We start from the raw sequence: 19,677 nt of genomic DNA, 5'->3' as shown, positions 1-19,677 counted from the left end.
TCAAAGTGATTGTGCCCGAAAGGTAAGCCGACGCCACCAGAAATGCAGCAGGGTCTCGAGTGAATTCCGGATCGAGCCGCCGGACACCCGGGGAGATGGGGCTTTATAACGAATCGGCACTTCGACTCCCTTGTATCGACGGAGCAGGTAACGCAATTCGGTCTGGTAAAAATGCCCGCGTGACAAGAGTGGCTTTTCACAAAACCGCTCGACGATTCTGCGGTGAAATCCCTGATAGCCGGAGGTCATATCGTGTAGGGTCGTACCCAGCAACAGATTGGAAAGCACTGTACCGGTTCGAGAAAGCAGTACACGTTTTGGTGGCGAGTCCCCCATCGATCCCCCCTCAATGAACCGACTACCGAATACGCATTCGTAACCCCCGGCAAGCTTTTCGAGAAAGGCCGGCAGTGTTGCCGGATCGTGTGAGAGGCCTGCATCCATTTCGAGGATGAATTCGTGACCGTTTCGTAATGCTTCCCTGTACCCCCGGAGGTAGGCATCGACTACGCAGCGGTTCTCCGGTGCCCAGATCGTGACAAAGCGGGCATCCTGTGCACTGAGTTTTCTGCAAAGTTCGAGGGTCCGGTCTTTGGAAACGTTGTCAACGACAAAGTAGACCTTGCCCGAACCGAGTGCATCGAGTTGAGCGGTCAACGCTTCGACAAACGGCGCGAAGTCGGGCTCTTCATTCGCCATGGGAACCACCACGGCCCAGTTCATGTTCGGAAACCTGGACATACGCCGGGCGAAGGTAAGAAAAACAGCAGGGTAGGGTTAACGTGTGGCCAACAAGCGCTTGCGGGCCGCCGCTTCGGGGTCGGCTGCCGGTATGGCCGCGATCAGGCGTTTGGTGTATTCGGTTGAGGGCGATTGATAAATCTGATCGGGATCGCCTTGTTCTTCGATCTTACCTTTATTCATTACGATCATTCGATCGCTCATGAAGCGTACCACACTCAGATCATGTGAAATGAAAATGTAGGTGAATCCGAATTCCCGTTTCAGGTCATTCAGCAGGTTAAGGACCTGGGCTTGAACCGAGACATCCAGTGCAGAAACGGACTCGTCGCAGATGATGAATTCGGGTTCCAGCGAAAGTGCCCGCGCGATACAGACCCGCTGGCGTTGCCCGCCACTGAATTCATGCGGATAGCGATCGTAGTGTTCTTCGCGCAATCCGACTTTGCGTAACAGGTCCATCACTTTTTCTTTACGGGAACGATCGTTCGCGTGAAGCCGGTGGACTTGCATCGGTTCCAGTATCGCGGCGCCGATGGTCAAACGGGGGTTGAGTGACGAATACGGATCCTGAAAGATGATCTGGATGTGGCGACGCATCCTGCGTAGTTCCTCACCCTGAAGAGCGAGGAAGTCGGTCCCCTTGAAATGTACTGAACCGGAAGTAGGTTCGATAAGTCGGAGGATGGAACGGCCGAGGGTGGTCTTGCCGCAGCCGGATTCGCCGACCAGTCCGAGTGTTTCGCCGGGATGAACGACCAGGCTGACGTCATCGACCGCACGCACATAGTCGTTGGTCTTTCCGAATAATCCCTTTCGAATGGGAAACCAGGTATTCAGGTGATCGACCCGAAGGATCGGTTCGGTTTTGTAGAGCTCCTGGTGCTGGGCGGCGCGTTCTTCGGACGATATCACCTGCGCATTCAGGTGTTCGACCACACCTTGCTTGTCCGTGAATGATCCGTCGGCTTGTTCTTCGAGGAAGTCGTTCACGACCGGAAGTCGACGCAACCGGCGATCGAGCGGCGGTCGGCAGGCCAGCAGGCTTTTCGTATAAGGATGTTTCGGGTTGGCGAAGATCTCCTGTACGGTCCCTTGTTCGACCACGCGCCCTTTGTACATGACCACGACGCGCTGCGCAATTTCCGCAATGACACCCAGGTCGTGGGTGATGAACAGCATGCCCATGCGATGCTCTTCCTGCAGCCGGCGCATGAGGTCGAGGATGGTCGCCTGTACCGTCACATCGAGCGCGGTAGTCGGTTCGTCCGCAATGAGCACCTTAGGCCGGCAACTCATGGCCATCGCGATCATGACACGTTGTTTTTGTCCGCCCGACAACTGGTGCGGATACGCGTCATAAAGTTGTTCGGGCCGGGGTAGTGCGACCTCTTGAAAGAGTTCGATCGTTCGTTCGCGTGCCTCCCGTGTGTTGAGCTTTTCGTGCAGGATAAGTGCCTCAGCCACCTGGAAGCCGCATGAATAAACCGGGTTAAGGGAGGTCATGGGCTCCTGAAAGATCATGGCGATCTCCTTGCCCCGATAACGACACAGTGCCGCTTCCTCCATACGCGTAAGATCCACCGCTTCTTTACCGGGTGCCTGGTAAACGATGGAGCCTGAGCGGATACGTCCCGGCGAAGCCAATAGCCGCATGATCGAGAGCGAGGTTACCGACTTTCCCGAACCGGATTCACCCACGATGCCGACGGTCTCCCCCTGTTGGAGGGAAAAACTGACGTCGTTCACAGCTGTGAACGTGCCTTCATCCGAAGGGAATTCGGTGATGAGATGGGCTACCTGGAGCAAGGGAAGCATCTGTGCTAAGCTAGCTGATCTTCGAATACTCCGGTAACTTCGCAGGATGAATTCTTCACACTGAGTTTGTCGAAAAGATTTCCATTTTTAAAAAATGAAAGAGCAATTGAAGCTTCAATCAATGAAGCTGGATATTTTGTAGTTTTGATCATCGATCAAGGAATGGAATAAGAATGATGATGAGTTCAGAGAATCAGTTTCTGAGAAATTTATACGAACAACTGGACTCGGCTTGGAATCAATCGAAAATTTCACAAAATCCGAAGGCTGCAAGGTGGAATTACGCCTTGATGGGAAGCCCAATCCGGTGTGGCGGAGCGCTGATGGTAGGCTTTAATTGGGGCGCACGGAAAGGGCATACTTACGAAAAACAAACTTCGATTCCTTTGAAATCTGATGATTGGGGTTCATTGAAACGAGTTTTACCTTTAATTGAACAGTATTTCAATATTGGAGAGCGGGATTTGATGCAAACGAATTTTTGCTTCTTTAGATCAGAGAAACAGAAGGATATTCCTGAGCAGGATATTGTTTCCTGCGCATCAATTTTTCTTGAACTCATTGATTTTATTAGACCAAAATTAATGATCTGTTTTTCAACAGTTCTTAGAAATTGGTTAATCGATCATGCCAAAGTAATGGTGGGGGTGCAAAGGGAAAGTGTAGTTTCAAAAAGAGGTAATTTGGTAGTATTAGTAGGCAAGTTAAGAGGTAAATCTGGGAGCTATCCAATTGTGTTTCTGCCTCACCCGAACTACCCATTAGAAAGACAATCAAGGAGGTTGACGTGGGAAGCAGCAGTAAAATTGTTGAATGATTTCAATAGCAGATGATTTTTATCTTAGGTTTCATCGCAGCTTTGTTGTTCGTTTATTGGGTCTATTCCGAGCCAAGTAACCGTGTAGATAAAGTTCGAATTGGCATGACACAACAAGATGTTAGAAAACTTCTTGGCCCCCCCAGGGCATCTGAAGGGGTGACAATAAAGCAAAATTATAGGCGAGAAGCCCTATTATTCGGGAAGCCTCAGAGCATCCGCGGAAGGGATGTTTTTCCGATCAGAATTGTTTTTGAAAACGACAAGGTTACCGAGATAAACATTAAAAGTAAATGAGATGCCAGCCCATTGGCACGATTTCAATAGGATATTTTCCAACTGCTCAGTTCATTCAGGGGAAAGCGCTAACTTAATGCTCCTAAAACTCAAACACCATGCACCTGGGAGCCTTTTCCATCAGCCTGAACGTAAAAGATCTCGAAGCCAGTAAGAAGTTCTATGAAGCGCTTGGTTTCAGCGCGTTTGCCGGAACGAAAGAGCATCGGTATTACATCATGAAAAACGGAAACGCGTTGGTTGGCTTGTTCCAGGGTATGTTTGATGGAAACATGCTCACCTTCAATCCCGGTTGGGATGAGAGCGCGCAGACGATTCCGGGATTTACCGATGTTCGCGAAATTGAAAAGAAGGTGATGGCCGCGGGCTTTTCACCGGTCAAGCGGGTAGAGGCCGGACCGAGCGGGCCGGCGCACTTCGTGATCAGCGATCCGGATGGGAATGTGATTCTGATCGATCAACATGTGTAGAATTATCCCTTAGCCTGAGCTGTAGCTTCAACAGAGGATATTGCAACATTTAGACAATTATCTTTGCTAATAGTGCGACAATATTACTTCAGGAAAAACATCTGAAATCTTCCATCATGTTCAGCTTGCTTCTTCAATTTACCAAGTTCATTAAGTCGAAACAATGCATACTTACATTGTTATTGCTGCTGATCTTTTCCAGGTCCGATGCGCAGATTCACTATATTGACTTCAATCCGGATATCGAATTGTCCGCTTACCCTGAAGGAAATCGGGACACTTTTGCATTGGACATGAATGAGGATGGTGTGACGGACTTCACCGCTGCGGCCTGGTCGTGGTTTCAGTTTATTCATCAGCAGTGTTGTTGGAATTATCGCGCTTACATTACCGGAACCGACACCGGCAATGCGTTTGCGGATTCACCCTCCGCCTGTAGTCCGCTTTATCTTGATTCGGGATCCTGTTTTGGTTCCACGAATATGTACAATGCGATCATGTTCGGCCAGATGGGTCCCGCCGGTTTGTGTGAACCGGAATCAATCAATCCTGAATATTATCCATTCAAGATGTTGATTCAGAACCAACCCCATTACGGATGGCTCAGAGTTGGTGCCAACGTTGGGGCATTGACAATCTATGACGGTGCGATCAACCTGGTAAGTGGAGATTCTATGTGTGCGGGTCAGGTCGTCGGGCTCAATGATGCTCCGGAAGTTCTGACCCTGCACGTTTTCCCGAACCCGGCCAGAGACATCATTACTATTGAAGCACCATTTCCGGCTGTTGGCGGCCGGTTACGTCTTTTAGACGGATTCGGCCGGATACTTATTTCTGAACAAGTGAAATCGACAGGTCCTATTCGATTGTCTGTCGATGCACTGGCTTCGGGATTTTACTTTTTGAAACTTGAATCTGATCGGTTTCGAGCCGTTAGCACCGTGGTGCTACGATGATGTACACCAATCAATTTGAAAAACTGAATAACCAGATACTGGTTGCCGGGCAAAAATTAGACTTTCCCGGTTAGGAAAACGCAAAGAACTACATAGCGGCGGTTAGTAAATAGTATCCTACCACTACTCAACGCGAAAACAGGTTGTACTTGATAATACACCAGATCGCCCGGAAGCCATCCTTCCAGCCGATCTTTTTTCCTTCGGCGTACGTGCGGCCATAATAAGAGATGCCCACTTCATAGATCCGCACGCCTTTTACCCGCGACATCTTGGCTGTCACCTCCGGTTCAAAACCGAAGCGGTTCTCCTTTAACTGCAATCCCTTGATCACCGGTGCACGGAACATCTTGTAGCAGGTTTCCATGTCGGTGAGGTTGAGATTGGTGAAGGCATTCGATAACATCGTCAGGAATTTATTCCCGAGCGAATGCCAGAAGAAGAGGATCCGGTGCGGACGTCCGCCCATGAACCGGGACCCGTAGACTACGTCGGCCTTGTCTTCGATCAAGGGGCGAAGCAACAAATTGAATTCGTGCGGATCGTATTCCAGGTCGGCATCTTGCACGATGATGAAATCACCGGTAGCCAGCTCGATGCCCTTGCGTAGCGCGGCGCCTTTCCCCATGTTGACGGGTTGGTTGAACAGGCTGATGTGCTGGTCCGGGTGTTCGGATTTGTACGCCTCGACGGTTTCCCGGGTCTTGTCGCGTGAACAATCGTTGACCACCACGATCTCTTTTTTCCCGCCGCCAATCAACGTCACTTCGTTAACTTCTTCCAGGATGGTGCGAATGGTTTTCTCCTCGTTGTACGCGGGAACGATGATGGAAAGGGTATAAGGACTCATCGTGCTCATGGATCTTTTCTTACGAAAGCTTCGACCTGAAAGTTGTCAATCCAGATTTCTGAATTGCCGCGGTACCAGGCATAGATCTCGAATTTATCAGCTTCTGAATACGGTCTCGGCGTCATGTAATCGGCCGTTATCTTATTCCACTGGCCCGGCACGAAGGGTTGCTGTTCGAAGTCGAATGCCCGGTATTTGAGGTTATACTTCTTATGCGGCATCACGATGACCAGCGATGCGGGATTTTCCCGGATATCGGTTTTCGAATAATACCAACACGAGACCCGCAACCATACATGGTCCTTGTTCCACGGGACCAATTGGTCGTAACGGATCCGGTAGGTTGGATAGTAGGGATACTCAGGAGACAGCTTACACGAATGTTTGCCGGAGTAAGCGAATGTGGTATCGGTCCGTGAAGGATCCAGCACACCGGAGTTCAGGCTGTCGAAGTCGTAGAATGCCTGCGTGAAATGATCGTACACCTGTTCGTTGTCGAAGGTTTCCGTCGCGGCGAATGAACGTTCCACTTCCATGAGCTTTCGGTCATCGTCTGTAACCTTGGTCTTCAGGAAAATCCGCTTATAGTAGGCAAAGGTCATCCGGTCGTCCGGAATGATCCAGTGCAGGAACTGCCAGGTCTGGAAAAGATTCAGGAAAACAAAGAAGCTCAAGGCCGCGCCCGACAACAGACGTAGCCAGCGTTGACGTTTGCCCAGTTCGGTGATGACGTAGCCGAAGGGAAGCGTCATTACCGCATACGATTCTGCGAAGTAGCGCATCCCGAAGCTTCCGCCGTTCCACCAGGCCGCCCAACTGGCCAGCAAATAAAAATTGACGGCTGCGTAAGCGACAACGGCCCACTGGATATAGCGGTTGTAGCGGCGGATCAGGAATAATCCGATCAACGGGAAGAGGAGGATCGGCGTATAAACGAAAAGACTTTTCTTGAAGGAAAACAGGTTGTTCAGAATATGCGGTTTCAAAAAGTCGAACCCTTCGGTCCGCTGATAACTGAAAAAGATCGCACTGCCCGTCACCTTGTGCCAGTAGATAAACTGCGGGATGAACACGACAATTCCGCAGACAACCAGGATCAACACATGGGAGAAGTTTTTCCGGACCAATTCCCACTTGGCCCGCAGACTCTCTTTGTCGTAAACGCCCCATAGCAAGGGTAGTAACACGCAAACGATCTCGCTGGGTCTTGACAGCACCATCCAGCCCATGACCAGACCGCCTGCGACCATGTACTTGCGTTTCGGTTGTTCGTGCCATTTCGATATGCAGTACAGGAGTACCGTATAACCGGTGAAGAGCATCGCGTGCGGCTGGAGGTAATTGTTGACCGCTTCGGAGAAGTAGTTGGTTCCGAAACAGGTGAACAACAGCACAAGGGCTGTCACGGTGTCGCTGAAATAGCGCAACAGGAGTTTTCGAAGGATGATCCAGCCGAATAGTATGTAGCAATAGACGCCCAGTCCGACCAGGAACTGATAAGGGAATGAAAATCCATCAGCCGGATAGTTGCTGCCGGTGGCCCAGGAGTGCGCTAAGAAGAAGAAGGGTGCGTAGGCGTATGCGAAACCACAGGTGTAATTCATCACCCGGTTGCCGTTCTCCAGTTCGAAGGCCTGGTAAAAGGTCGGGCTGGGGTTATAGCGGGCAAAGAGAGTGTCGATGGTTGCCTTGTTGCGGATGCCGGGATCATCGTAGATGAAGGTCATCGGCAGGTACAGGTAATACGAGGTTACATCGAAAGTGAGTTCCTGTGTATAGTACTGATGCTTGAGCCGGGGTAGCGTGAAATGTCCGACGAGGATGCCGGCCAACACCAGGAAGAGCGCTACGAGCGAGGTACGATTCCTGGCGGAGGCATTGTTCGGTAGGGTCATGGAGAAAGCTTATTGTGTTTCGCCGCCGGCCGATTCGGTATTCGAATCGCGTACGATGTAGAGCGGACGGTTGCGGATATTGGCGCTGAGGCGACTGATATACTCTCCGATCACACCCAGCGAGATCAACTGTACTCCGCCGATGAACAGCACGGCCAGCATCAGGGAAGTCCAGCCCGGAACGTAGTCGCGCGTGACGAAACGCGCGTACAAGGCATAGAGGATGAGCAGAAAGGCGACACCGGAGACGAAGAAGCCCGCCAGGGTGGCGAACTTCAGGGGAAGGTTGGAGAACGAAGTGATCCCGTCGAGCGCGAAGCGGATCATTTTCTTGTAGGTATAACCGGTCTCCCCCGAGTGACGCGCATCCCGGTCGTATTCCACATAGGTCTGGCGGAAGCCTATCCAGCTGATCTGCCCGCGCAGGAACTTCTGTTGCTCCGGCATCTGTTTGAGCACCTCGATGATCTTACGGTCGATGATGCGGAAGTCGCCGGTATCGACGGGAATGTTGATCGAGGTGATCTTTTTCAGTGTGCGGTAGAAATACCGGGCCGTCAACTTTTTCAAAAAGCCCTCGCCCTGGCGCGCGCGGCGTTTCGCATAGACCACCTCGTAGCCTTCCTGCCATTTGGCGAAGAGGTCGAGGATCAGTTCGGGCGGGTCCTGCAGATCGGCGTCGATGATGACGGCGGCTTTACCGGTACAATGATCGAGTCCGGCGGTGACAGCGATCTGGTGACCGAAGTTCCGGGAGAAATCAATGAACCGGACATTGCGGTCACGGCTCGCTAATCCCCGGATGAGCTCAATAGAACGGTCGCGGCTACCGTCGTTGATGAAAACAAACTCGGTATCGACTCCCAATTGCTGCACAACCCCGTTCAGGCGTTCGTACAGCCGCGGGATATTGCCTTCCTCATTGTAAATGGGGATGATGACCGATAGTGTTTTCATGGGAAAATCAGGCCCGAAAAATAGAAAATCCCCCCGGAACGACCCTTTCCCCGGCACCAATTCTTACCTTTGCAATACGATGATTTCCAAGGTTCGAGCGCTTTTCATCCTGCTCATATCCGGTATCCTTTTTTCGGCCTGTAAAAAACCGGCGACGGAGATGGTTTTCTCCAACGATTTCGAGGAATTGGGGAACTGGTACTGGGTGCCGACCTTACAGATCGGAGAAGGACATTCGGGTTTCCATTATTCAGCGACCGACAGCCTGAATCCCTATAGCATCACCTTTTCAAGGACGATTTTCGAACTGGGGCCACAACAAATGAACGGAGCAGAGTATTCCGCCTGGGTTCGGGTTCGGGAGGCTGGAGGTTTCTTTAATCTGGTTTGTACGGTAGAGAAAGAAGGGAAAAACACCGTGCACTGTTCTCAGGATTTTCGACCGGAATCCGGCGAAATTGGACAATGGGTCCACTATCAGTTGATCTGTGATTTTCCACCCGGTCTTGACCGCGATAGCAGGATCAAATTATATGTCTTTAACTCCTCCGGGAAACAGGCGGATGTAGATGATGTAACCGTCCGTTTTAAATATTGATATTCACTATTGCCGTGCTTTCTGATCCAGTACCCACTGTGCATCCAGTTTAAGCATGGAGTCTACTGAGATTCCCTTTGTAATAGCTTTTTCAATCACTTGTTTGTACCAGTCCGGACTATGTCGGATATCGTCCATCTGTTTTTTTAACAGAGCTTCGTTGAACCCATTCGCGCCGGAAGAAGAAAACTCCCGGATCAGACGATCACAAAAGCCATAGTCGAAGCGTGACAGATTCGCGTCGGTAGAAAGCAGAATGATCACACGCTGCTGCAGGATCTTTTCCAGGAAGGGGACATCTGCAATCTTTTTGGGTGGTTGTTGGGAACCCGAGACATGAGCTTCTTCGAAATAATACCAGAACTCGGCAGGGTTGAACAACTGCCCGGCAATGCCTGAGCCGAACCATTGCCAGTAATAACTATCTGCGATGGTCAATACCGGGACTCGCGCTTTACCGTTCTGAGCGACTGTCATGTTCGGATAAGCCATCTCAAGATGATCGAGCGGGAAGAGTAGGTTCATGCCATCTTCGATATCCTTATCATCGTAACGCGGCGAACGCGTTCGCTCGATCGAATCCCAACGGATTTCCGGAAAGTCTTCTCCTGTCATGCGCTCCAGGAAGCGTACCGTCGAATCCATGGCAAGGCAAACACCGTACTGGCTCCAGTGGACGCCGGTCTTCGGGTAGAGCGGGAACCTGCTGGTGTCTTTCATTGATCTGAACCAGGCATAGAAATCCAGTAGGTTTACATGACGCTTTTGCAACCCGTCGCTCCAAAGGGAGTAGTTGGTTACGGCAGCAGGAGAACCGTATCGTTCCGGAATGAACTCGGGATAATAACTTCCCTTCCCCGGAGCCAGGATGACCAGCAGCAGGATATTTTCCTGTTGGAAGTATCCGGGCAGCGTGGGCGACGGCGTCGCAGCGTCGATTTATCGTTTGCGTATCGAGCAGGTCGTCACCGGTAACGGCTTTGATGTAATTTTCTTCGTAGAGATAACCCGCTTTGCCTACCACCACCGCCTGTGCGCCGGGCAGGCCGAATAAGGAATAGCGGAGCTGGTTGTGCAAGCGGACAAACTCCGAACGGAATCCGAAAGAGTCGTTGACCCAGGCATCTTTCTTTTTCTGAAACGATTCATCCAACCATCCGCGCCAGGTGAGAACAGTGTCCGAGGCATACCGAACATCACCATGAAGCTTTACCAATCGCGCCCAGGAAAAAAGCTGCTGCGACAAGGGCAGCGCGAAAACCGCCATCAGGAAAAGAAAGGATGTCGAGCGCCGGATAGTCATGGTCGATCAGAACCGGAAATAAATGAAAGGGTTGAAATTGCTGGTAGTGATGTAAGCCAGGGAAACACCCAGCAAAGCCGCAGCTCCGAGCAGAACTGGAATTCTCCAACGTACGATCGCCTGTGGATAGTAAACACATTGCTGGATCAGCTTGCCACCCGGTAGGATGATGAAGAACGCGAACAGCGCTCCGATCAGGAAGGTGGTGATAACCTCCGCATCGAGTACCGCAACTGGCAATTGTCCCCGGAAGGAAAAGAGAGCTTGGAGAAAATTCCCCAGAAGTTGGAAGTCCTCTATTCGGAAAAATGCCCAGCCGACTGCTACCAGGAAGAACGTAAGCGCGACCGAAAACGCTTTCGGAGTATTCTCCAGCCATCGAAGCAGAAACATCCGGTCCAGTACCAGGAAGCAACCATGGTAAGCACCCCATACGACGAAATTCCAGGAGGCGCCGTGCCATAGTCCGCTGAGCAGAAAAACGACCCACAGATTGAAGTACAACCGGGTCTTGCTCTTTACGCGGTTACCGCCAAGCGGAATGTAGAGGTATTCCCGCATCCAGAAACCGAGCGTCATGTGCCACCGACGCCAGAACTCCGTGATACTGCTGCTGGTGTAGGGGTTGTCGAAGTTTTCCGGAAACCGAAATCCGATCATCCGTCCGATGCCAAGCGCCATATCGGAGTAGCCGGAAAAGTCGAAATAGATCTGAAATGTGTAGGCCAGTAAGGCGGTCCAGGAGACGGCCATGTCCCAGGCTTCCGGCGCAGCGATCAATTCATCGGCTACACGACCCATCGTATTGGCTATGAGGACTTTCTTTCCAAGCCCGAGACAAAAGCGAAGAAACCCTGCAACGAGATCATCTTCCAGCACGGTGCGCCGATGCATCTGGTCTTCGATAAGCGTGAAGCGCACGATCGGTCCGGCGATCAGTTTTGGGAAAAGGAAAATATAGAGGTAATAGTCCGGTAGCCGTTTCAGCGGTCGGATGATGCCCCGATAGGCGTCGATGCTGTAGGTGAGTGTTTCGAAGGTAAAGAAGGAGATGCCGATTGGCAGGATCAGCTTGGTCCAGTGAATGGAGTGGAAGCCCAGGACGCTCAAGACGGTATTGACATTCTCGATGAAAAAGTTGCTGTACTTGAAATAAAAGAGCAGACCCATGTTGATGCAAACGGACGCGGCCAGCCAGGCTTTTTTGCGTTTTCGATCCGTTGTTCCGTACATCTTGCGCACGATGAAAAAATCGATGCCTGTCAACGCCAGAAGCACGAAGACGAAGCGGGGTGCGCCCCAGCTATAAAAAAAGAGGCTGAAAAGCAGGATAACACCGTTCTTCCACCGTTCACCAACAATGTGATAAACCAGGAGAAACAAGGGCAGGAAGTACAGCAGAAAGAGTGCGCTGCTGAAAACCATCTATAGGCGAATATTGGGGAAAGAAAAGGCCGAGGTTGGTGCCCCGGCCGTTTGGTCAATCCAGTTTCATTTCCGGGATCTCGCCCTCGACAATCAACTTGCCGGCGGTCGAGCGTACGATCTCTTCGACGCTTACCCCCGGTGCGCGTTCGAGTAGTTTGAAGCCTCCTTCCGGCAGTACGTCCAATACGGCCAGTTCGGTGACGATCTTCTTGACGCACCTGCGACCGGTGAGGGGAAGTGAACATTCCGGCAGCAACTTCGATTCGCCGGCCTTGTTGACGTGTTGCATGGCCACGATGATGTGCTTGGCGGAAGCGACCAGGTCCATCGCCCCGCCCATTCCCTTCACCATCTTACCCGGGATCTTCCAGTTGGCGATGTCGCCCTGTTCGCTTACTTCCATGGCGCCCAGGATGGTGAGATCGACCTTTCCGGCGCGGATCATGCCGAAGCTCATGGCGGAATCGAAGAACGAGGAGCCTTTCAGCGTCGTAACGGTCTGCTTGCCGGCATTGATCAGATCAGGATCTTCTTCGCCTTCGAACGGAAAAGGTCCGATACCGAGCAATCCATTTTCAGATTGCAACACTACTTCCACGCCGGCGGGAATGTAATTGGCAACCAGGGTAGGGATCCCGATGCCGAGGTTGACGTACATCCCGTCCTTTACTTCCCGGGCGATGCGTTTGGCGATTCCGTTCTTATCTAACATGGCTCGCGATGATTGACTTTAGAAACTTGTGGCAATTCCAATTACTCATCTGGGGAAATCGGCTAAGACCTTCGATCAGCCCCGCTTCCGGACCGTCCGCTGTTCGATGCGTTTCTCATAAACGGGACCTTGGAAGATGCGATGGACGTAGATGCCCGGCGTGTGGATGTGATCGGGATCCAGTTCGCCCGCGGGAACGAGTTCTTCCACTTCCGCGATGGTCACTTTGCCGGCCATCGCCATGAGCGGATTGAAGTTGCGGGCGGTCTCCCGGAAGATCAGGTTGCCGTCGGTATCGCCTTTCCAGGCTTTCACAATGGCGAAGGGCGCGTCGAACGCGTACTCCAGCAGGTATTCTTTTCCGTTGAAGGTGCGGGTTTCTTTTCCTTCCGCGACCTCGGTGCCTACTCCGGCGGGCGTGAACACCGCGGGCATGCCGTATCCTGCGGCAAGACAACGGGTAGCCAACGTACCCTGGGGAATCAATTCCACTTCCAGCTCACCACTCAGCATCTGACGTTCAAACTCCGCGTTCTCTCCTACGTAGGACGAGATCATTTTCCTGATCTGACGATGCTGCAGGAGTAGCCCCAGGCCGAAATCATCGACTCCTGCATTATTAGAAATACAGGTCAGCCCTTTTACGCCTTTGCGTACCAGCGCGGCAATGCAATTCTCCGGTATGCCGCAGAGTCCGAAGCCTCCCACCAGCAGGGTCATACCATCCTGGATGCCTTCAATGGCGGCGTCCGCGTCTTTGACGACTTTCTTCATATCGCAGGAAATCTTTGACGAAATTAAGCAACCGGCGGCATTCCGCTTAGAAATCCTTGTCGGGATTTTCTCCGGAACTACCGCCCTGCTGCACGTACCTGTCGCAATTGAGCTCAACGCTCAGCTTCTCTTTGGGCGCTTCAAATTCGCCCTTGGAGATCTTGATGTTGGCATCTGCATAGACTTTTTGCATGAACAAGGCCCAGATGGGCATGGCGGTACGGGCGCCCTGCCCGAGTTCCAGTGTCCGGAAGTGAACAATCCGGTCCTCGCAGCCGACCCAGCAACCTGCGGCCAGGTCGGGCGTGATGCCCATGAACCAGCCGTCGCTCTGATTCTGCGTCGTTCCGGTTTTACCGGCAATCGGGTAGGGTAGTTTGTATTGTCCGCGCAGCCGCGCTCCGGTGCCGAATTGTACCACGCCCTGCATCAGGTTGAGCATCAGGTAGGCGGTCTCTTCATTGATGGCTTCCACTTTGCGCGGCACGAATTCCTGCAGGATGTTGCCGTTCTTGTCTTCGATGCGCGTGATGTAGGTCGGCTCCGTCCAGACGCCTTTGTTCGCGAAGCTGCAGTAGGCGCCGACCATTTCGTACACGGATACGTCAGGTGTACCCAGGCAGATCGCAGGTACCGCGTCGATCGGGGCGGAGATACCCATCTTCCGGCAGATCTCGATCATGGCCTGAGGACCGAATTGCTTCATCAGGTAAGCCGATACGCAGTTCACCGATTCCGCCAGTCCTTCTTTCAGGGTCAGCATGCCTCCGTATTTGGCATCGGCGTTTTCGGGCGACCAGGTTTCACCGGTCGGAAGATCGAAATAGACGCGTGCGTTCGGTACTTTGTAACAGGGTGAATAGCCTTCCTGCATCGCCAGCGTGTAGAGGAAAGGCTTGAAGGTCGAACCGACCTGGCGACGACCCGCTTTTACGTGGTCGTACTTGAAGAAACGATAATCGTTGCCGCCCACCCAGGCCCGTACATAACCGGTCTGCGGTTCCATGGCCATGAATCCACCCTGGAGGATCTTCTTGTGATATTTGACCGAATCCAGCGGGGTCATGACGGTGTCGATCGGACCTTTCCAGGAAAAGACGGTCATCTCCGTTTTCTTGTTGAAGGCTTTCTGGATCTCCTTATCCGATGCGCCGGCAGCCTTCATGGTGATGTAGCGGTCGGAACGTTTCATTCCTTCCGTTACAACTTCGGGATGTTCTTTCCAGGGTTCTTTGCCTTTCCAGTGTTCGAAGAATTGCTTTTGCTTCTCCGTCAGGTGCTCGCGCAGGGCTTCTTCGGCATACCGTTGCATCCGCGAATCGATGGTGGTGTATATCCGCAGACCGTCGGTATAGAGGCTGTAAGGCTTACCGGTTGAATTGTTGATATGCTCTTTGCACCACTTCAACAATTCTTCCCGCATCACTTCCCGGAAGTAAGTGGCAAGCCCGAAGTTGTGGTCCTCCTGATGGTAGTTCAGCCGGATGGGCAAGGCGCTGATCGAGTCGAACGCCTCCTCGGTGAGAAAGTCGTACTTCTTCATCTGTCCCAATACGACATTCCGGCGGGCAAAGCTGTTCTTCGGATTCCGAACAGGGTTGTACCGTGTCGGGGCTTGTAACATGCCTACCAGCAATGCCGACTCCTGCACATTCAGGCTGTCCGGACCCTTTCCGAAATAAGTCCGGGCAGCGGATTTGATACCAAAGGCGTTGCTGCTGAACTCGACCGTGTTCAGGTACATCGCCATGATTTCCTCCTTGGTGTACCGGCGTTCGAGGCGTACGGCAATGATCCATTCCTGTATCTTCTGGATAACCCGCTCGATCTTATTGCCGGGTTTTTCGTGGAAGAGATTCTTTGCCAATTGCTGAGTGATGGTACTGCCGCCACCAGCGGTACCTGCGCGAAATACCGCCCGTAACAAACCGCGCAGATCCACGCCGCTATGCTCCTCAAAACGGATATCCTCCGTGGCTTTGAGCGCCTGGATGACGTTGGGCGACAGTTCGTAGTAGTGCGCGTTGGTACGGTTTTCAATGAAATACTTTCCCAGCAATTGCTGGTCGGAAGAGATGATCTCCGAGGCCAGGGCGCTCTTCGGGTTTTCCAGTTCCTCAAAGCTGGGCAACTGTTCTCCGACCCACCCTTTGTAGGCAAAGAACATCAAGCCGGATAGCAGGAACAAGGGGCCAAGGACCACGATCCAGATAAGCAGGACGAGGCGTGATTTATTACCGGAGGCGGCAGGCATGTGGGATCTGGGGAATAAGGGTTCCAAATTACGGATTTCGAAGGGGGCAGCCCCTCCGGGATCGCCGAGTATTCAACGGAAGAACCAACATTTCATTGCGTCCCGCCGGGCAGACGCCGCCGGGTAAACTATTTTTCGACTAATTTTGTTGCTGAGAAAAACAGAACCGACAATATGCTTTCCAAGAAGATCAATACCCTGTTGAACAAGCAGGTCGAACTGGAGGCTTCCTCCTCCAATGTTTACCTCGCCATGGCTTCCTGGGCGGAGGTACAGGGATTCGAAGGCGTGAGCAACTTCCTGTATAAACATTCCGACGAAGAGCGGATGCACATGCTCAAGTTGATGAAGTTCATCAACGAGCGTGGTGGACACGCGCTGGTGCCCACCCTCAAAGCCGTTCAATCCTCCTATAAGAACGTACAACAGTTGTTCGAGCAGATCCTCGAGCACGAGGTCGGCGTTTCGGCCGAGATCAACAAGCTGGTCGATGAGTGCCTGAAGGAAAAAGACTACACCACGCACAACTTCCTCCAGTGGTATGTATCCGAACAGATCGAAGAGGAGCGACTTGCGCGTACGGTGCTCGACAAGCTGAAGATGATCGGCGGCGACAAGAGCGGCATGTACCTGTTCGATCGTGACCTCAGCCAGCTTTCGGTGGCCGAAGAAGGTAACGGTTGATTCAGCCGTCAACAAAAAAGGCGACCATACGGTCGCCTTTTTTGTTTCAGTCCCCGATCGATCATTGAAAGGGTACGTCTGAAGTCACGACTTCCACGGTCGCCGGAGGAAGCGGGTATTTCTCGACCAGTTTATCCTCTTCCAGAATGGATGCAGGAAGGGTAGCCGACAGGGTATTGGAATAGGATACCGGCGTTGAGCGCTGTTCCGCCAGGGCATTCTGGATGGCGCGTGATTCTTTCGGCTCGGTGATGATCGCGATGTGCAGGTTCTTCGTTTGCCAGAATTCGCGGATCGCCCCGTTCACTTGATCGAGTGTGGCTTTTTCCAACAGCTTGCCCAATTCGTTGAGCCAGTCCTGACGGCCATAGAAACGCGAGTCCATCATGTAGGCAAGCCGGCGTGCGGGCGTTTGTGCATACAGGCGCGTGTAGCTTTTCAGAAACGAACGGGTTTCTTCAAAATCCTTTTCCGACATGCCGGTTTTGATCAGTTGATCGATCTCCCGGATGGCCATGCGCAAAGCGAAGAGGGAATGACCGATTTCGATGTCCTTGAGTTCCGGGTACTGGCTCTTCAGACTCGTGACCGTCTGTACCGGTCTCAGCCAGATCGAGAAGTAGTTCATGCTGCGCGGCGTGCCCGGAGGGGGCAACATGTTGGAACCGCCATTCTCGTACCATTCGATGTACGTGTAGTCGCCATAATTCATCGACCGGGCTTCCCGGATTTTCTGGTAAAGACGGGAATACGATTTACGGTGTTCGCCTAGCCAGGAATTGGCGATCATCAAGGCCGCGAATTGGTCGCTGGACCGGGTCAGACTCATCGGGAATCCGGCGGAAATGGCCGAACCCATGGCTCCTTCCTTCTCAACGATGCTCACCTGAAAACCGGAGGGAGCCGTTACGGATCCGAAGTTACACTTGACCGGAGTGTCCGGGAGCTTCTGCAAGTCGGATTGCAGGAGCGAAAGCTGTTCGGTCGTATAGTCGCCGGCGATCCCCAGCAATAAATTGCCGCGGGTGAAGTAGGTCTTGTAGCAGTCCGTGATATCGCCGCGTGTGATGCCCTTCAAACCGGTAACGCTGCCCTCTACCAGGTGCGCGTAGCGTGTTCCGGAAAACAGTCTCGCTTCGAGCCACTTCTTGCCGAACTCTTCGTCGGAGGATTGACGGATGACATCGGTGAGATAATTCAACTGGTTCGACGAAACCCGGTCGATGTCTTCCTGGCGGAATCCCGGCGCCAGCACCATGTCGCGTAAAATCGGGTAGAAGCGCTCGAAGTGTTCCTTGAGGAACTCGAACGAAACGATGGAGACTTCCTTATCGATGGAACTGCCCATGCGGACCGCCATCGGATAAAGTGTTTTGGTGATATCGGCGGCCGACATCGATTCCGTGCCGCCTTCGGTGAGAAGGCTGGCCGTCAGGCACATCAACCCTTCTTTGCCTTCCGGGTCGCAGGCGGAGCCGTTCCGGAACATCAGCCGGATGGCGATCTTATTGGTGCCGGGCTGACGGAGTTCAATCGTTTCAAACGCGCGGGCGGTCGAAACGCAGCAACTCAGGGTAAGCAGCAGGGCCAGGATGCGGATATTCATCGGTAGGGTGAAGTGGCGGTTCATTGTAGATCGGATTTTTCGGAAGGGGAAATCGTACCAATGGTACACTGCTCGGAAACGCAATACTGCTGGGCGACACGCTGAACGTCATACGGCGTCACCTGTTCGTATTGGTCGTAATACCGGTTGATCGATTCGGGATCTCCCGTCAGCCAGATGAAGTTGCTAACCGCTTCGGCAATCGAAGTTGGGTTGTCAATCCGCATGGCGAACGAGTTGCGGATGTTTTGGCGTGCCTGATCGATCCGTGCGGGATCCATCGGAGCTTCTTTCGCCCCGGCAAGCGCCAGGTTGATCTGCTCCTGTACATACTTCATATCGGCTGCATTCACCAGCGAAGCGTCGGCGCTGAAGAGAAAAGGATCTCGCGTAGGAAAGATGCCTCCGTCGATTTCCCGACACTTCTGCTCGTTGATCACCAACTTTTCATACAAGGGCGAGTTTTCACCGAACAGGGCCGAACCAAGGATGTTCAGTGCCGCGACGTCCTTCTGACTGTCGGAGTAACCGGGGCCACGGAAATTCAGGCTGAGGTACGGTGGGAATCCGCTCTTCTGGATGTGCGCGTAGCGGGTACCTTTCTGTGCCGGTTCGGACGGGATCTTGTTAACGTGCGTGCCGCGCTGCCAGGTACCGAAGTAACGCTGCGACAGCGCTTCGACACCTGCCGGCGTTACATCGCCCACGACCAGGATGGTGGTGTATTCGGGTCGGTAGTAGCGTTGAAAGAACTGGCGGGAATAGGCGAACTGATTGGGCATATCCACGATGTCCTTCAGGAAACCCATGGTGGTATGCTTGTAGGTGTGCTGGTCGAATGCGGTCTCCTGCAATTTCTCGTTCAGCCGTGTGTAGGGGCTGGAGGAGTTCTTGGTGTACTCGCCCTTCACCGCTCCGGCCTCTGTCCGGAAATCCTGTTCCGAATAACTCAGGTTCATGAATCGGTCCGCTTCCAACTCAAACATCTTCTCGAGTTTGGAGGCATCGCCGGTCATGTGATAAACCGTACGGTCGAGGCTGGTATTCGCGTTGGCGGAAGCGCCGGTCATTTTCAGCGCCTCGCTGTATGCTTCTTTCGGATACTTCTTCGTGCCACGGAACATCATGTGTTCGAAGAAGTGAGCAAAGCCCGTCTTTCCCGGTTCGATCTCGTCACGCGAACCTACGCGTACGACGATGTAGAACGCCGCAACGCCCGGACTTTCAAACGGGATCGTTACCACATTGAGCCCGTTGGCCATTTTTTTCTGGTGAATGGTGTAGGGCAGCACCTTGTTCTTGATGTCGGGTGCCGGCGCGGGAGCGTTGATCGCTTTTGTCTGGGCGGGGCCGGGCTTCGGGGAAGCCGGTTGCGCGGGAACCGGTTTCTTCTTGGGCGCTTGCGCCTGCGCCAGGAGGGCAATGCTGCAACACAGCAGCAGGATGATTCTTCTCATGTAGGATCTTGATAAAGATGCGTGTCCTGCGAAGGTATCGAAAAGGCGGTACCCGTTTCA

Annotated in this window: 19 protein-coding genes; 7 read left to right on the top strand and 12 right to left on the bottom strand. The window is 52.7% G+C overall.

Annotation, left to right across the window (positions count from 1 at the left end):
* Both IPJ96_00565 and IPJ96_00560 read right to left on the bottom strand, forming a co-directional pair.
* Positions 1-699: a glycosyltransferase gene (locus IPJ96_00565; protein ID MBK7908849.1), complete on the bottom strand. Its 699-nt coding sequence runs from the start codon at positions 697-699 to the stop codon at positions 1-3.
* Positions 700-777: 78 nt separating this feature from the next.
* Positions 778-2,559 carry an ABC transporter ATP-binding protein gene (locus IPJ96_00560; GenBank protein ID MBK7908848.1) on the bottom strand — a complete coding sequence of 594 codons (1,782 nt, stop codon included), beginning with the start codon at positions 2,557-2,559 and terminating at the stop codon, positions 778-780.
* Positions 2,560-2,732: 173 nt separating this feature from the next.
* On the opposite strand from IPJ96_00560, the gene IPJ96_00555 reads away from it, so the two are divergent.
* From IPJ96_00555 to IPJ96_00540, 4 genes are all read left to right on the top strand, one after another.
* On the top strand, positions 2,733-3,392 hold the full coding sequence (locus IPJ96_00555) for a hypothetical protein (protein ID MBK7908847.1): 660 nt from the start codon (positions 2,733-2,735) through the stop codon (positions 3,390-3,392).
* A gap of 89 nt (positions 3,393-3,481) precedes the next feature.
* Complete coding sequence (locus IPJ96_00550; protein MBK7908846.1) at positions 3,482-3,673, top strand: hypothetical protein; 192 nt, start codon at positions 3,482-3,484, stop codon at positions 3,671-3,673.
* Between the two features lie 98 nt (positions 3,674-3,771).
* The gene (locus IPJ96_00545) at positions 3,772-4,143 is read left to right on the top strand and encodes a VOC family protein (protein MBK7908845.1); all 372 of its coding nucleotides are present in this window, start codon (positions 3,772-3,774) and stop codon (positions 4,141-4,143) included.
* A 116-nt stretch (positions 4,144-4,259) separates the two neighbouring features.
* Positions 4,260-5,099: a T9SS type A sorting domain-containing protein gene (locus tag IPJ96_00540; protein ID MBK7908844.1), complete on the top strand. Its 840-nt coding sequence runs from the start codon at positions 4,260-4,262 to the stop codon at positions 5,097-5,099.
* A gap of 127 nt (positions 5,100-5,226) precedes the next feature.
* Here IPJ96_00540 and IPJ96_00535 read toward each other — a convergent pair whose 3' ends face one another.
* The 3 genes from IPJ96_00535 to IPJ96_00525 are packed head-to-tail and all read right to left on the bottom strand — an operon-like array spanning position 5,227 to position 8,801.
* Complete coding sequence (locus tag IPJ96_00535; protein MBK7908843.1) at positions 5,227-5,958, bottom strand: glycosyltransferase family 2 protein; 732 nt, start codon at positions 5,956-5,958, stop codon at positions 5,227-5,229.
* Positions 5,955-7,844 (bottom strand): hypothetical protein, encoded by a 1,890-nt coding sequence (locus IPJ96_00530; GenBank protein ID MBK7908842.1) that lies wholly within the window; start codon positions 7,842-7,844, stop codon positions 5,955-5,957. The genes IPJ96_00535 and IPJ96_00530 overlap by 4 nt, the downstream gene beginning before the upstream one ends.
* 9 nt (positions 7,845-7,853) lie before the next feature.
* A complete protein-coding gene (locus IPJ96_00525; GenBank protein MBK7908841.1) occupies positions 7,854-8,801 on the bottom strand; it encodes a glycosyltransferase family 2 protein in 948 nt (315 codons plus the stop codon).
* Positions 8,802-8,880: 79 nt separating this feature from the next.
* Here IPJ96_00525 and IPJ96_00520 point away from each other — a divergent pair, with 79 nt between their 5' ends.
* Complete coding sequence (locus tag IPJ96_00520) at positions 8,881-9,399, top strand: hypothetical protein (protein MBK7908840.1); 519 nt, start codon at positions 8,881-8,883, stop codon at positions 9,397-9,399.
* Between the two features lie 6 nt (positions 9,400-9,405).
* Here the strand turns inward: IPJ96_00520 and IPJ96_00515 are convergent, their stop codons facing one another.
* Entirely contained in the window at positions 9,406-10,338 is a 933-nt protein-coding gene (locus IPJ96_00515; protein ID MBK7908839.1) for a hypothetical protein, read from the bottom strand.
* Between IPJ96_00515 and IPJ96_00510 the strand changes: the two genes are divergently transcribed.
* Positions 10,313-10,453 (top strand): hypothetical protein, encoded by a 141-nt coding sequence (locus IPJ96_00510; GenBank protein ID MBK7908838.1) that lies wholly within the window; start codon positions 10,313-10,315, stop codon positions 10,451-10,453. The two genes, IPJ96_00515 and IPJ96_00510, sit on opposite strands and share 26 nt — an antisense overlap.
* Positions 10,454-10,708: 255 nt before the next feature.
* Here IPJ96_00510 and IPJ96_00505 read toward each other — a convergent pair whose 3' ends face one another.
* The 4 genes from IPJ96_00505 to IPJ96_00490 all read right to left on the bottom strand — a co-directional run bounded on the left by IPJ96_00505 (position 10,709) and on the right by IPJ96_00490 (position 15,870).
* Positions 10,709-12,127: an MBOAT family protein gene (locus IPJ96_00505; protein ID MBK7908837.1), complete on the bottom strand. Its 1,419-nt coding sequence runs from the start codon at positions 12,125-12,127 to the stop codon at positions 10,709-10,711.
* Positions 12,128-12,182: 55 nt separating this feature from the next.
* Positions 12,183-12,842 (bottom strand): CoA transferase subunit B, encoded by a 660-nt coding sequence (locus tag IPJ96_00500; protein MBK7908836.1) that lies wholly within the window; start codon positions 12,840-12,842, stop codon positions 12,183-12,185.
* Positions 12,843-12,917: 75 nt separating this feature from the next.
* Entirely contained in the window at positions 12,918-13,616 is a 699-nt protein-coding gene (locus IPJ96_00495) for a CoA transferase subunit A (protein MBK7908835.1), read from the bottom strand.
* 46 nt (positions 13,617-13,662) lie between these two features.
* The gene (locus IPJ96_00490; GenBank protein ID MBK7908834.1) at positions 13,663-15,870 is read right to left on the bottom strand and encodes a transglycosylase domain-containing protein; all 2,208 of its coding nucleotides are present in this window, start codon (positions 15,868-15,870) and stop codon (positions 13,663-13,665) included.
* Between the two features lie 174 nt (positions 15,871-16,044).
* Here IPJ96_00490 and IPJ96_00485 point away from each other — a divergent pair, with 174 nt between their 5' ends.
* A complete protein-coding gene (locus IPJ96_00485) occupies positions 16,045-16,554 on the top strand; it encodes a ferritin (GenBank protein MBK7908833.1) in 510 nt (169 codons plus the stop codon).
* A 61-nt stretch (positions 16,555-16,615) separates the two neighbouring features.
* On the opposite strand, the gene IPJ96_00480 is transcribed toward IPJ96_00485, so the two are convergent.
* Together IPJ96_00480 and IPJ96_00475 are read right to left on the bottom strand one after the other, a co-directional pair.
* Positions 16,616-18,184 carry an insulinase family protein gene (locus IPJ96_00480; GenBank protein ID MBK7908832.1) on the bottom strand — a complete coding sequence of 523 codons (1,569 nt, stop codon included), beginning with the start codon at positions 18,182-18,184 and terminating at the stop codon, positions 16,616-16,618.
* Positions 18,181-19,617, bottom strand: coding sequence for an insulinase family protein (locus tag IPJ96_00475; GenBank protein MBK7908831.1), 1,437 nt, complete (start codon positions 19,615-19,617; stop codon positions 18,181-18,183). The genes IPJ96_00480 and IPJ96_00475 overlap by 4 nt, the downstream gene beginning before the upstream one ends.
* Positions 19,618-19,677 lie beyond the last annotated feature (60 nt).

Source organism: Bacteroidota bacterium (assembly GCA_016713765.1).
Taxonomy (GTDB): Bacteria; Bacteroidota; Bacteroidia; order AKYH767-A; family 2013-40CM-41-45; genus Pollutiaquabacter; species Pollutiaquabacter aromativorans.
Note: the sequence above shows the minus strand (reverse complement) of the source record. Positions and strands in the feature narration are given on the sequence as shown.